We start from the raw sequence: 13346 nt of genomic DNA on the forward strand, positions 1-13346 counted from the left end.
GGGCGACGGGCCTCACGGCGGACGGCGACGTGGTAGACAACCGGACCATGCGCGTAGTGATCGCCGACGACGCCTTCCTGCTCCGCGAGGGACTCGTCCGGCTGCTGACCGAACACGGACACGACGTGGTCGCCGCGGTCGGGGACGGTACCGCCCTGGTGGAGGCGGTGGTCGAGCACCGACCGGACGTCTCGATCGTGGACGTACGGATGCCGCCGACCCACACCGACGAGGGTCTCCGGGCCGCCGTGGAGGCCAGACGACTGGTCCCCCGGGCCCCGATCCTGGTCCTCTCCCAGTACGTCGAGGTGTCGTACGCCGACGACCTGCTCGCCACGGTCAATCCCGGGCCGGGGGCCGGCGGCGGGATCGGCTACCTGCTCAAGGACCGGGTGGCCGCGATCGACGAGTTCCTCGACGCGCTGCGCCGGGTCGCCGGTGGCGGCACCGTGCTGGACCCCGAGGTGGTCGGCCAACTGCTGGTCCGTCGTCGCCGGGATGACCCGCTGCGCGAGCTGACCCCGCGTGAGCGGGAGGTGCTCGGTCTGATGGCCGAGGGGCGGTCGAACACCGCCATCGCCCGCGCCCTGGTGGTCAGTGACGGCGCGGTGGAGAAGCACGTACGCAACATCTTCACCAAACTGCGCCTCCCACCGGACGAGGAGCAGCACCGGCGGGTGCTGGCCGTGCTGGCCTACCTGCGGGGCTGAGCCGCCAGCCGGACCGCCTCGGTCAGGGTCTCCGCGACCGGGCGGCCGGAGGCCCGCAGCCGGGCCGGCGCGGTGAAGCCGCCGGTGTAGAGGACGCAGGCCGCGCCGACCGAGTCGGCCGCGTCGGCGTCGTCGATCGAGTCGCCGACCAGCACGGTGTCCCTGCCCTCGATGCCGAGTTCGGCCAGGTGGCGGGCCAGGTGCTCGGCCTTGTGGTCGCCACCGACGGTGCCCCGCAGGCCGTCGACCCGGTTGAACATGCCGGTCAGCCCGTACGTCCCCACCGCCGGGACCAGTTCGTCGTGGAACCACATGGAGAGCAGTGACTGGGTGCCGGTCCAGGACCGCATCGCACTGGTGGCGTCCTCGGCGAGTTCACAGGTGGTCAACCCGGTCCGGTACGCGTCGTGGAAGATCTTGTCGAGCGCGCCGAACGCCTCGGCGTCCACCGTCCGGCCGAGCACCTCGGCGTAGTAGTCGGAGATCGGGCGACGGAACGACATCCGGTGCTCGTCCACGCTGACCGCCCGCCCGCCGACGCTGGCGAAGGCGACGTTGGTCGAGGCGACGACCAGACTCAGGTCGTTGAGCAGCGTGCCGTTCCAGTCCCACACCAGGTGCCTACGTGCCGACGTCATCGCCGAACAATAGCCAGAACGGCCGGTCGGTCAGGCGAGGGGTTGTCCGGTGGCACCGAGGTCGCGCAGCAGCCGTGCCTCCTCGACCCGCCAGTAGCCGTGCTCCTTACCGTCCAGCAGGACCACCGGCACCCGGTCGCCGTACTCGCGTTCCAGTTCGAGGTCAGCGGTGACGTCGACCTCGACCCAGCGGTCGCCGGTGGCGGCCACCACCCGGTCGACGGCCTCCTTGGCCACCTCGCACAAATGGCACCCGGGACGGGTGATGAGGGTCAGTCGCGGCTCGCTCGCCATGGTGTTCTCCCAGGTCCGGCGCTGATCGCAGCAGTTTGGCACAGGAGGGGCCCGCGCGCCCGCGGGCATCGACGGCCGACGCCCCCTCGACACCACCGGAGCGTCACGGTACCGTCCACGAGACCACGTCCCCGCGTGGAAATATCACCGGCGGGACGTGCCAGCACCGCTAGCACCTTTGCCGGCGGCACGCCAAGTCGTGCCTTCCTTCGGCGTGTTGCGGCGTTTTCCCAGGTCACACCTCTCATGACCGGACTGTCCGGGATCCGACAACGCACAATTGGTCCGGTCCAGATCGGCAAATCTGGGAAATACTTTGGCTCTGTGTAACGGACTCGCCACGCGTGGGTGACGTTGGCCCTATCATCACTCGGGTCAGCTCACCCGTTTTGCTGTGAGTCGACACCCCTCAGCCCGAGGAGGCCGCCGTGCCTGTAACTGCACTGCACCAGCACCTCATGGGTGCGTGCCGCCAACCGGGGCACCCTGCCCCCGGTGTGGTGGATCGTGCCGGTCCAGGACCGGGTCGCGGCATCGTCGCCGCGACATCGCGGCGACCGGCCCCGCTGGCGTACCGGCTCGGGGAGGGCCTGTGAGCACATACGGATACGCGGACGCGGCACGTAGCCGCGAGGTCCGGTCCGCCCGCGTCGCGCTGAACCAGGGCCTGACGCAACTGCGGATGTCCATGGACGACATGCTGAGCCTGGCCGTACGCGGCGAGGGCAGTCCGAAACGGACCCGCAACCGGCCACATCCGAACGAGACCCCGTCGCGGCACACCCCGCCGGGGAGCAACGCCCGGCCGATCAGCGGTCGGGTGACCAGCCCGACCCGGCCGACGATGCCGGCCCAACCGGGACCCGGCCAGACCGGACCCCGACCCGACACCCCCGAGACCGAGACCGCGATCCTGCCGGTGGTGCCCGCCGTCGACCCGTCCCCGGGTCCGGCCGCCCCGCCGCCGACCGGCTACCCGGACCGGCCGGACCCGTCCGACCCGGCGACCGAGGTGTGGAAGCTGATCGAGCGGGCGCAGCAGGGTGAGTCCGAGGCGTTCGGGCTGATCTACGACCGGTACGTGGACACCGTGTTCCGGTTCGTCTACTTCCGGGTCGGCAACCGGCAACTCGCCGAGGACCTGACCTCGGACACCTTCCTGCGTGCCCTCAAACGGATCGGCAGCTTCACCTGGCAGGGCCGGGACCTCGGCGCCTGGCTGGTCACCATCGCCCGGAACCTGGTCGCCGACCACTTCAAGTCCGGCCGCTACCGACTCGAGGTGACCACGGGTGACGTACTCGACGCCGATCGCGAGGACCGGGGGCCGGAGGGGAGCCCGGAGTCCGCGGTGGTCGAGCACATCACCAACATGGCCCTGCTCGGCGCGGTGAAGCAGCTCAACCCCGAGCAGCAGGAGTGCATCGTGCTCCGGTTCCTACAGGGCTTCTCGGTGGCGGAGACGGCGCAGACGATGGGCAAGAACGAGGGCGCGATCAAGGCGCTCCAGTACCGTGCCGTACGGGCCCTGGCCCGGCTGCTGCCGGACGGGTTCCAGCCGTGAGTCCGATCGGTGGCGGCTACTCACGCGCGGCAACACCGATCACTCATCGTGATACTGCGACCGAACGGCCCGTAACCGGCCGGGCTTACCGGCCGTTTGTCCCGGTGCGACGGACGGATGCCTTGACACACCACCGGCCCGTCGGTCCGGCCGACTGATCGGTCACGACCGTCACGGACCGGACCCGAGCCGCCGTCGCACGGTCGGCGACGATGCCGTCCGTACGGCCGTGACCAGCGAAGGGAGGTGCCCGCGGTGAATCTGAACATATTCCGCCGCTGGCGCGCCGAGCGCTTCGCGCAACTTCTCGACGAAGCCAACGGTGGCCGTCGACACCACATCCGTTCCCGTGCCGACGACGACCTGGCCGAACTGGTGACGGTCGGACAGCGGGTGCGCGGCGCCCAACCGTCCGTCGAGGTCGAGGTCGACCCCGATTTCCGAGCCGGACTGCGACTGATGCTCGTCGCCGCCGCCGAGCAGGCGACGTTGTCCGCCGCGACCGGTGCCGAGCAGGGTGCCCGACGAGCGGGCGGAGCGGGCAGCCGCGCCACCCGGGGCGGGCAACGTACCCGGGCAAGGGTGCGGGGCTCGATCATCGTCGGCGTCGCGGCCGGGGCGATCGCCGTCTCCGGCATGTCGGCGGCGAGCGAGAACGCCCTGCCCGGCGACGCCCTGTACGGCGTGAAGCGCTCCACCGAACGGGCGCAACTGGCACTGGCCAGTTCGGACCTGAGCCGGGGCCAGTTGTTCCTCGACTTCGCCCAGACCCGGCTCGCCGAGGCGATCGCGGTGCAGGGCGACACGACCGGCTTCGCCGCCGTCCTCGACGACATGGACGCCGACACACGCCAGGGCATCAAACTGCTCAACACCTCGGCAGCCCAGCGTCGCGACGTGGCGGCGCTGGACGCCATCGGCAATTTCCTCAGCGGGCAACGGCGGCAGATCACCGGGCTGTTGACCGGTGGGAGCGCCGCCGACAGCCAGCGGGTCGGCGACTCGCTCGCCCTGCTCGACTCGATCGGCAAGCGGGCCGACCTGCTCCGCACCGCGCTCCAGTGCGGCGCGGAACCGGCCGCCCGGGTCGACCAACTGGGACCGTTGCCACGAGCCTGCGCCTCCGGGCGCAGCGCCTCCGGGCAACAGCAGAGTTCGTCCCAGGAAGGCCGCCCGACACCGACCCCCACCGCCCGGGTCACCGACCCGCCACACACCGAGACGTCGGAAGACGCCGAGGTGGTGCCGAGCAGCACCCAGGGGCGGCAGTTGGAGCAGGGGCCGACGGCGAAGAAGCCGGTGGTCGACACGACCGCCCCGGTGGACGGGCGGCCGGCCGAATAGGTCGCCGTGGCGGCGTACCGCCCAGGCAACACCGGTGGGGGTCCAGACCTTTGGGGGTCTGGACCCCCACCGTCGTGTGGGACCTCGGTCCCACCCCGCTGGTCCGGTTAGGCTCGCTGGAGGCACCGGCACGCATCCGTCGAGCGGAGGGAGGTCCGCGGGTGGCCCGTACCCGCAAGGTGACCGTCAGTACGGACGTACGCGGTCACACCGCCGGCTGGGCCCCGACGGACCTGGCATCCGATCTGGTCCCACCCGCCGACCCGGCCGCCGCCGCGTTCTTCGACGTGGACAACACGATGATGCAGGGCGCCTCGATCTACTGGTTCGCCCGAGGGCTCGCCGCCCGCAACTACTTCACCACCGGTGACCTCGCCCGGTTCGCCTGGCAGCAGTTGCGGTTCCGGCTCCTCGCCACCGAGCACGCGGGCGACATGTCGCGGGCCAAGCAGGCGGCGCTGGCGTTTGTCGAGGGCTGGCGGGTGGAGGACGTGGAGCGGCTGAGCGAGGAGATCTTCGACGAGCTGATGGCGCCCCGGATCTGGACCGGCACCCGGGCTCTGGCCCAACGGCACCTCGACGGCGGCCAGCGGGTCTGGCTGGTCAGCGCGGCGCCGGTGGAGATCGGTCGGGTGATCGCGGCCCGGCTCGGCCTGACCGGCGCGATCGGCACGGTGGCCGAGATCTGCGACGGGGCGTACACCGGACGGCTGGTCGGTGACCTGATGCACGGCCAGGCCAAGGCGGACGCCGTACGTCAGCTCGCCGAGGTGGAGCAGCTCGACCTGACCCGCTGCGTCGCCTACAGCGACTCCGCCAACGACCTGCCGATGCTCGGTTCGGTGGGACGGGCGGTGGCGATCAACCCGGACAACGCCCTGCGGCAGACCGCCCGGCTGCGCGGCTGGGAGGTGCGCGACTTCCGTACCGGGCGGAAGGCGGCCCGGATCGCCGTACCGTCTACGGTCGCCGCCGGGGTGCTCGCCGGTGCGGTCACCGCCGGGCTCGCCGTACGTCGACGCAGGCAGGGGCAATGAACCTTCCCGTACGCCGGCAACTGCTCGGCCTGGCGGCGGCGCTCGCGGCCGGCGGGGTCCTGCTCGGCCTCCCCGCCGCCGGCCCCGAGCCGGCGCCCGGTCCGAAGGTGAGCACGATCGCGCAGGTCTGGCCCGACGTCCGGCCGGTGGAGATCCCGTCCTCGCTGGCCGACGGTCCGGCGTACAGCCCGGTCTACTTCCTGGACGCGACCAACTCGGTCGGCACCTCGCCGAGCCCGGACGGGACCCAGTTGCGGCTGGTCCTCAGGGCCGCCGACGGCGCGATCCGCGAGCTGCGCCGGCTGCCGATCGCGGACGCGCCGCAGTACAGCGGCTTCGCCCGGGACGGGGACCAGTTCGCCTGGGCCGAGTCCGTCTCCCTGGACGACGGGACCGGCCGTACCGAGCTGTGGACGGCGAACCTGGCCTCGGCCGAACCGGCCCGCCGGGTCACCGCCGACAGCGGCGACGTGGTCTTCTTCAACTCCCAGTACGACATGGTGATCAACTCCGGCCGGCTCTACTGGGCGGCGGTGGCGCCCGGCGAGGAGCCGGCGACCGAGATCCGTTCGGTGGCGCTGGGTGGCGGTCCGGTTTCGGTCCGTACCGAGCAGGGTGCCTGGTCCATCTCCGCCTACCCGTGGCTGGCCAGTGCCGGCACCGGGGCGAGCGGGCCGGTGCTGCTGCGCAACCCGGAACAGCGCAAGGTGATCGAGATCGACGCCACCGGCTCCGAGCTGGTCACCTGTAGCCCGACCTGGTGCCGGGTGCTGGTGCTCGCGGCCGACGGGCCCGGCGGGATCGAGCTGATGCGCCCGGACGGCTCCGCCCGTCAGCGGGTCGCCGGTGGGGTGGCCACCTCGGCGGTGATCGACGTGGCGATCCTCGACCGGTTCGAGGTGCTCACTCTCGCCGACGCGCAACGGACCGCCACCGACAACCAGCAGCTACTGCTCTACGACGTACGCGACCAGCAGACCGTGGTGGTGGCCGAGGGGAGCGGTCTGGTGCTCTGCCGGGACGGCATCCTCTGGTGGTCCACCGGTGGCAGCGACGTCACCGCCTGGCACAGCCTCGACCTGCGCGCCCTCTCCTAACCCGTCGGTCCGGCGGCCGAACGGCTCAGGAGCCGAACGGCTCAGGAGCCGGACGGTCAGGGACCGAACGGGTCCGGTCGGCGTTCGAGCAACTGGTGCAGGGTCTGCTGAATCGTCTCGCGTACCTGGTCGGCCAGGTTGAACACGACCAGCGGGTCGTCGGCCTGGTCGGCCATGCCCTCGGTCGAGATCGGTGGACAGAACTCGATCAGCCACTTGCTCGGCAGCGGCACCATGCCCAGCGGTCCGAGCCAGGGAAAGGTCGGCGTCACCGGGAAGTACGGCAGCTTGAGCAGCCGGGCCAGCGGCTTGATGTCGGCGAGCATCGGGTACGTCTCCTCCGCCCCGACGATCGCCACCGGGACGATCGGGGTCCCGGTGCGCAGCGCCGCCGAGACAAAACCGCCCCGGCCGAACCGCTGGAGCTTGTAGCGGTCCGCGTAGAGCTTGCCGACGCCCTTGAAACCCTCGGGGAAGACCCCGACCAGCTCTCCCCGACCGAGCAGCCGCTCGGCATCCGAGTTACAGGCCATCGTGCCGCCGGTCTTGCGGGCCAGCTCGGAGACGACCGGCATCCGGAACACGATGTCGGCACCGAGCAGGCGGAGGTAGCGGTGGGCCGGGTGATGGTCGTGCAGCACCGTGGAGAGGATCAGCGCGTCCAGCGCGACCGTGCCGGAGTGGTTTCCGACCACCAGGCCGGCGCCCTCGACCGGCAGGTTCTCCACCCCGCTGACCTCGGTGCGGAACCACTCCCGGTAGAGCTGGCGAAGCAGCGGGTGGAAAACCCGGTCGGTCAGCTCCGGGTCGAAACCGAAGTCGTCGATCTCGTACTGACCGGCCAGCCGGCGGCGCAGGAAGGCGAGCCCGGAGGCGACGCGCCGGTCCCAGACGTCGCCGGGCTGGTCGGTCACTGCCGGGTCGATCGGTTCCGGACCGGGCGACCGGCCGTTCTCACTCATCTACCGTCACTCACCGGTGGTCGCTCGTCGAGGGCATGGGCAACCGCGGCACGTACCTGACGGATCCCGTCGAGGATCGCCCGCTCGGCCGAGGCGATCTGGTCGGCGCGGACCACCGTACGGTCGGTGTGCCCGCTGATGAAGTCGTCGAACGCGGCGGCGGTGGAGCGCGGGGTGAAGCCGTACTCCTTGGTCAGCCGGCTGGTGTCGACCACCCGGCCGTGCACGAACAGGTCGACCTGGTCCAGGCCGTAGCGCCCGAACCCCAGCGTACGGGCGATGCCGGCGGCGCTGGAGAGGCCGGGTTCGAGCACCGGTACGGCGACCCGACCGGACCGCCGGATCGCCTGCGAGAGCGCGAGCACCCCCGGACCGGCGACGTTGTACGTCCCGCCGTGCTCCTCGGTGACCGAGCGGAAGAGCACCTCGAGCGCGTCCGAGATGTGCAGGAACTGCAACCTGGGGTCCCGCCCGAGCACGGTCGGCACCACCGGTTGGGCGAAGTAGCGGGTGAGGGTGGTGTCGGCGGTGGAGCCGATGAACGGGGCGAACCGCAGCACGGTCGCGGTGACGTCCGGCCGGCGCCGCCGGAAGCCGCGTACGTAACCCTCGATGTCGAGGATGTCCCGGGCGAAACCGCCGCGCGGGACCGCGTGCGGTTCGGTTTCCTCGGTGAAGACGGCCGGGTCGCGGAACGACGCCCCGTACGCGGCGGTGGACGAACGGACCACCAGCTTGCGCAGGCTCGGCGCGCGCTGGCACGCGGCGAGGAGCTGCATGGTGCCGATGACGTTCTGATCCTTCATCGCCGACCGCCCGCCGTGCTGCTGGTCGGGCGCGGTCACCAGGGCGAGGTGGACCACCGAGTCGGCGCCCAGGTCGTCGATGACGGTGCCGACCGACGCGGCGTCCGCGCGCACCCGGTCGACCCGGTCGAGCAGGGGGGCCAGTTCGGGGGTCGGGTCGGCGGCGTCCAGCCCGATCACCCGCTCGATCCGTGGATCGGCGGCGAGGCGGGCGGCGACGTGGGCCCCGAGGTAACGACTGACCCCGGTGACGACGACAACCCCCGGTGCACCTGGGGTGCGGCCGGGGGTCATCCCATGCTCCTCGTCAGCGGGTACGGGCGCTGCGGCCCGGACCACCGCGTCACGGGTGCCTCCGAGGGTCGACGGGTGGCAAGTGGGACCATCGGCCGGGCGGCTGCCCGGCCCGGGTCACTTGCCGAGCTTGCGACGCTGGACGCGGGTCTTGCGCAGCAGCTTGCGGTGCTTCTTCTTAGCCATGCGCTTGCGGCGCTTCTTGACCACCGAGCCCATACGACAGCCCTTCCGATACAACGTGCGGGTCGGTCCGGGAGCCATCGTCGGATGGCTCCGGAAACCGAGCTGGACAACGGACCGGATCCGGCCGGTGGGTGTCGGACGCACCAGGGCGGGATCACGGTCGCGGTCCAGGGTAGCCGTCGCCCCTGCACAGGGCCAACGCGACCCCATGCACACCCGTCACGACCCCGGCCGCGACCATCCCGGCCTGCGTCGCCGGGACGCTGACCGGTGCCGCCGGTGGGTCAGGCGGTTTCCTGGAAGGCGCCGCGCAGGTACTCGTGCACCGCGTGCTCCGGCACCCGGAACGACCGGCCGACCCGCACCGCGGTGAGTTCACCGGAGTGCACGAGCCGGTAGACGGTCATCTTCGAAACCCGCATCAGCGTCGCCACCTCGGCGACGGTCAGGAACCTGACCTCCGACAGCCGAGCGTCGGACTGTGGTGATCCCGTCATGGCCCACCGACCCATCCCATTCCCCGGCGCGCTCCCCCGGGCGGGCTGCTCCCGCGCCACGGTGGGCAACGCGCGTGTTACCAGTACGGTAGCGGGACGGCTGTGACCTGCGCGATCCCTTCACGCTGTTGATCATAGGTAGTCAAGCAGCCACACCGGGCTGAGCAGGCATTTTCCACTCATCGGGGAACATGAAGCCAACAGGGGGCACCCACACTTCGGGTGATGACCCATTCACTCAGCGCGCATGGCGACCGCCAGCCGCACGACCTGGACGGCGCAGCCGCGGGCGAAGGCGCCCGGCGGCTCCGGCGGCGCCACCGGAGCCACCGGACGGGTGCCCCGACTCGCTTCCGGACGCGACTCGGGGCTCCGCGCTGGGAGCGGCGTCCACTATCTCAGGTGCCCCGGCCGCCCGTGGCGGCACCGGTACGTCGACCGCGATCAGGCCATCCCGGATGATGACCTGTCGGCGCGTACGGCCGGCGAGCCGTCGTACCCGACCGGGGCGCTCCGGTCAGCGGGCACTGCGCGCGTACGTCACGCACTCCTGGTGCAGCACGCTCCACTCCACCCCGAACACCTCGACGCTCGCGTCCTCCTCCGACCGACCGTCGTGTACGACCGCCTTGAAGAAGGCGAGCAGCCGTTCCTCGCTGAACCGGTCGACCAGGTAACGGGTCGCCAGGTAACCGACCCCGTAGCTGCCCGAGACCCGCCAGTCCTCCGCGCCCGCGGCCGGCTCGAGCGATTCGAGCCGCCCGTTCCAACCACCCGAGGTGGTGCCGAGCAGCCGGGTCACGTCCTCCAGCCGGTCGTACTCCCGGACCGGGCGGCCGCCGGCACCGGCGTACTCCGCGATGCCCTCGACCAGCCACCATCTCTCGCCGCTGGCGTGCCCCCGCTCGGGCAGCGACGCCACGTGGGTCATCTCGTGCCGGAGCAGGTCGTCCACGGCGGTACGGTGCAGCCCGTCGGAGTTGAGCACCACGTCGAACCGGTCTCCCCCGATGCCGACCGCGTAACCGCCGGTCCAGGCCGGGCGACCGCCGCCGTACCACCGTTCCCAGTCCGGCTTGAGCGCGTAGAAGACGCGGTAGAGGTCCGGCTTCGACCCGTCGACCGCGTACCGGTCGGCGACCGTCGCCGCCTGCTCGGCCGCCTTCAGCAGGTCCGGGAGCTGGTTGCGTACGCTCTGCGGCACCGCGACCAGGGTCCGGGTGCCGATCGCGACCGCGAGGTCGGTCACCTCCCACGGCCGTGGCCCCTCCACGCCCGACATCGACGGCTCCACCGCGACCAGACGCGGCTGCCGACCGTCGTCGACCCACCGGGTGCCGATCGTCACCGGCCCGGGGTCGCAGCCGGGCACCACGAAGCAGTGTTCGACGGTGACCAGCACCCGCCACTCGGCGGTGTTGCCGGCCATCCGGGCGAGCGGGCCGTTGCGCGACGGGTCCCAGGCCGCCACCTTCATCGACCGGAGCACCCGGAACTGCCGCTTGAGGTCGGCCGCGGCCGGTGACGCCGGGTCGGCCACCCCGACAAAGCCCTGCTCGTCCCCACGGAGCAGGGCCTGCGCCTGCTGGTCCAGCAGCAGGTCGATGCGTTCGGCCAGCCAGGCCCCGACCACCTCGGGCGGATCGCCGGCCACCGGGCTGCGGGCCGGTGCCGCGCTCGCGGCGGCGTCGGGCAGAGCCGGCGTCTGCGGCATGCGGGCGATCAGCACCGCCGCCAGCCCGGCTGGCACGCCACAGAAGAGCAGCACCGCGACCACGCCCAGCGCAACCCACAACGGCCATCGCCAACGGCGCGCCGGCCGCGTGTCCACCCCGTCGATCACCTCCGGGAGAGTACGACATCCGGCTGTACGTGAGATGCCCGGATATCCCCCGTACGTCGATCGCCCGTACGACTCTTGCCGGCCGGGGCATCGGGAGTGTGCTAACAGGACGGACGGTCGCCGTTCAGCTCCGGGAGAGCAGGGCGCGGGCGAAGAAGACCAGGTTCGCCGGGCGTTCGGCGAGCCGGCGCATCAGGTAGCCGTACCAGTCGCTGCCGTAGGGCAGGTAGGTCCGCACCGTGTGGCCCTCACCGGCGAGCCGGGTCTGCTCCTCCGGCCGGATGCCGTAGAGCATCTGGAACTCGAACTCGTCCGGCGAGCGGTCGAACCAGCGGGCCCGGTCCTGGCCGATCGCGATCAGGCGCGGGTCGTGGGTGGCGAGCATCGGATAACCGGCGCCGGAGAGCAGGATGTTGAGGCAGCGGACGTACGACTTGTCCACGTCGCGCGCCGACTGGTAGGCCACCGACTCCGGCTCCTTGTACGCGCCCTTGCACAGCCGTACCCGGGAACCGGCGGTGGCCAGCTCGCGGCAGTCCGACTCGGTCCGCCGCAGGTACGCCTGGAGCACCGCGCCGGTGGACGGGAAGTCCTTGCGCAGCCGCGCCAGCATGTCCAGGGTCGAGTCGGTGGTGGTGTGGTCCTCCATGTCGAGGGTCACGGTGGTGCCGGCCGCCGCGGCGGCGGTGCAGATCGCCCGCACGTTGTCGTAGGCGAGCTTCTCGTCGAACTTCTGCCCGAGGGCGGAGAGTTTGACGCTGACCTCGGCGGCCGGGGTCAGATCGGCCCCGGCGAGCACGGTCAGCAGGGTGAGGTACTCCTCCCGGACCGCGGTGGCCTGCTCGGGGGTGACGGTGTCCTCCCCGAGGTGGTCGATGGTCACCGCCAGGCCACTGCCGACGAGCTCGCGGGTGGCGCGAAGCGCGTCGTCCGTGGTGGTGCCGGCGACAAACCGGCGTACGACGTCCCGGGTGTAGGGGGCCGTTTCGACGAGCCGCTCGACCCGGGATGACCGGGAGGCGGCGAGGATGACCGAACGCATGCTGGGAGCGTAACGTCCGTCGACGCGCCGGAACCGGGCAGCGGGCAGGTACGACGTCCGGCCCGGACCCAGACGATCATGAAATGGCGGCACCGGATCCACCGCGCCGTTCGGCGCGACCACCTCGTGGGGACCGCGATCGACGCGAGGAAGGCGCCGCTCAGCGCGTTGTAGGAATTTTTCCGGACCTCCCATACCTGTTGCCGGCATTTCTCGATTCATCGCACCGGATGACGAAGTCTGCCGCCGAGTCAGACACCGGCCGGGTAGCGCGCATTCAGGAAGTGAAAGCCTTATCACCGACGCGTACGCCCGCTTCGCGCTCACTACGGGGACGCGCCACTACGGGCCTGAATCGTCTACGGTTGTCGGGTGAACTTCGACGCGTACGCCCGGACCGGAGTTGACCTTGTCAACGCGCGACTGGACGACCTCGACGACCTGAAGGCGCTCTTCGCCGACGAAAACCTCTGGATGCGGGACGAGGTTGCCGAACGCGACGTGGTGATATTCCGCCGCGCACAGAAGCGGCTGCGGGACGTCTTCGAATTCGGCACCTCGGGCCGCGACGTGGACGCCGTGGCCGAACTGAACTCGCTACTCGAGACCTTTCCCGTTCAGCCGCGAATTTCCGGTCACGGATCCAGCGACTGGCACATGCACGTGAGCAGCCGGGGTGCCTCGGTCAGCGCGGAGTATCTGGCCGGTGCGGTTTGGGGCCTCTCGGTCTGGCTTTGCGAGTACGGCAGCGCGCGGTTCGGGGTCTGCGCCGACGACCGTTGCGGCAACGTCTACCTGGACACCTCGTCCAACTGCTGCCGCCGGTTCTGCTCGGAGCGTTGCGCCACCCGTTCGCACGTCGCCGCCCACCGGGCCCGGAAGCGGGCAGCGGTGGAGGAGGCGGTGCAGGCGGCGGCCGTACCGAAGCCGAGCGTGCCGAAGGCCACCCTGCCCAGCCAGACCCTCACCAAGGTCTGAGCCGGCAACGGCGCGAGCCGACTGCGCCCCCGCACCCGCTCGGGCGTCGTCGGC

Annotated in this window: 13 protein-coding genes and 1 pseudogene; 6 read left to right on the forward strand and 8 right to left on the reverse strand. The window is 71.3% G+C overall.

Translation table 11 applies throughout. From position 1 onward, the window contains the following. The first annotated feature begins 47 nt into the window (after nucleotides 1-47). Nucleotides 48-710, forward strand: a complete 663-nt coding sequence (locus tag ACI2K4_RS34540) for a response regulator transcription factor (RefSeq protein WP_404517412.1) — start codon at nucleotides 48-50, stop codon at nucleotides 708-710. Here ACI2K4_RS34540 and ACI2K4_RS34545 read toward each other — a convergent pair. Continuing rightward, a complete protein-coding gene (locus ACI2K4_RS34545) occupies nucleotides 695-1348 on the reverse strand; it encodes an HAD family hydrolase (protein WP_404517385.1) in 654 nt (217 codons plus the stop codon). The two genes, ACI2K4_RS34540 and ACI2K4_RS34545, sit on opposite strands and share 16 nt — an antisense overlap. 30 nt (nucleotides 1349-1378) lie before the next feature. Then, entirely contained in the window at nucleotides 1379-1642 is a 264-nt protein-coding gene (locus ACI2K4_RS34550; RefSeq protein WP_404517386.1) for a glutaredoxin family protein, read from the reverse strand. 592 nt (nucleotides 1643-2234) lie between these two features. Here ACI2K4_RS34550 and ACI2K4_RS34555 point away from each other — a divergent pair. The 4 genes and pseudogenes from ACI2K4_RS34555 (at nucleotide 2235) to ACI2K4_RS34570 (ending at nucleotide 6684) form a co-directional block, all read left to right on the forward strand. After that, nucleotides 2235-3206: an ECF subfamily RNA polymerase sigma factor, BldN family gene (locus ACI2K4_RS34555; protein ID WP_404517387.1), complete on the forward strand. Its 972-nt coding sequence runs from the start codon at nucleotides 2235-2237 to the stop codon at nucleotides 3204-3206. A 255-nt stretch (nucleotides 3207-3461) separates the two neighbouring features. After that, nucleotides 3462-4325: pseudogene (locus ACI2K4_RS34560) on the forward strand (DUF5667 domain-containing protein); the annotation flags it as partial. 386 nt (nucleotides 4326-4711) lie between these two features. Then, on the forward strand, nucleotides 4712-5587 hold the full coding sequence (locus tag ACI2K4_RS34565; protein ID WP_404517388.1) for an HAD family hydrolase: 876 nt from the start codon (nucleotides 4712-4714) through the stop codon (nucleotides 5585-5587). After that, a complete protein-coding gene (locus tag ACI2K4_RS34570) occupies nucleotides 5584-6684 on the forward strand; it encodes a hypothetical protein (RefSeq protein WP_404517389.1) in 1101 nt (366 codons plus the stop codon). The genes ACI2K4_RS34565 and ACI2K4_RS34570 overlap by 4 nt, the downstream gene beginning before the upstream one ends. Before the next feature lie 56 nt (nucleotides 6685-6740). Here ACI2K4_RS34570 and ACI2K4_RS34575 read toward each other — a convergent pair whose 3' ends face one another. The 6 genes from ACI2K4_RS34575 to ACI2K4_RS34600 form a co-directional block, all read right to left on the reverse strand. Then, nucleotides 6741-7646, reverse strand: a complete 906-nt coding sequence (locus tag ACI2K4_RS34575; RefSeq protein WP_404517390.1) for a lysophospholipid acyltransferase family protein — start codon at nucleotides 7644-7646, stop codon at nucleotides 6741-6743. Further along, the gene (locus ACI2K4_RS34580) at nucleotides 7643-8746 is read right to left on the reverse strand and encodes an NAD-dependent epimerase/dehydratase family protein (RefSeq protein WP_404517391.1); all 1104 of its coding nucleotides are present in this window, start codon (nucleotides 8744-8746) and stop codon (nucleotides 7643-7645) included. The genes ACI2K4_RS34575 and ACI2K4_RS34580 overlap by 4 nt, the downstream gene beginning before the upstream one ends. 117 nt (nucleotides 8747-8863) lie before the next feature. Continuing rightward, nucleotides 8864-8965: a 30S ribosomal protein bS22 gene (locus ACI2K4_RS34585; RefSeq protein ID WP_020520584.1), complete on the reverse strand. Its 102-nt coding sequence runs from the start codon at nucleotides 8963-8965 to the stop codon at nucleotides 8864-8866. A gap of 251 nt (nucleotides 8966-9216) precedes the next feature. Further along, on the reverse strand, nucleotides 9217-9429 hold the full coding sequence (locus ACI2K4_RS34590) for a helix-turn-helix domain-containing protein (protein ID WP_121157347.1): 213 nt from the start codon (nucleotides 9427-9429) through the stop codon (nucleotides 9217-9219). A 517-nt stretch (nucleotides 9430-9946) separates the two neighbouring features. Continuing rightward, on the reverse strand, nucleotides 9947-11224 hold the full coding sequence (locus ACI2K4_RS34595; RefSeq protein WP_404517392.1) for a hypothetical protein: 1278 nt from the start codon (nucleotides 11222-11224) through the stop codon (nucleotides 9947-9949). Between the two features lie 172 nt (nucleotides 11225-11396). Further along, a complete protein-coding gene (locus tag ACI2K4_RS34600) occupies nucleotides 11397-12314 on the reverse strand; it encodes a proline dehydrogenase family protein (RefSeq protein WP_404517393.1) in 918 nt (305 codons plus the stop codon). Between the two features lie 372 nt (nucleotides 12315-12686). On the opposite strand from ACI2K4_RS34600, the gene ACI2K4_RS34605 reads away from it, so the two are divergent. After that, nucleotides 12687-13292: a CGNR zinc finger domain-containing protein gene (locus ACI2K4_RS34605; protein ID WP_404517394.1), complete on the forward strand. Its 606-nt coding sequence runs from the start codon at nucleotides 12687-12689 to the stop codon at nucleotides 13290-13292. The last annotated feature ends 54 nt before the right edge of the window (nucleotides 13293-13346 follow it).

It is taken from the genome of Micromonospora sp. NPDC050397 (assembly GCF_044901685.1).
GTDB lineage: Bacteria > Actinomycetota > Actinomycetes > Mycobacteriales > Micromonosporaceae > Micromonospora_G.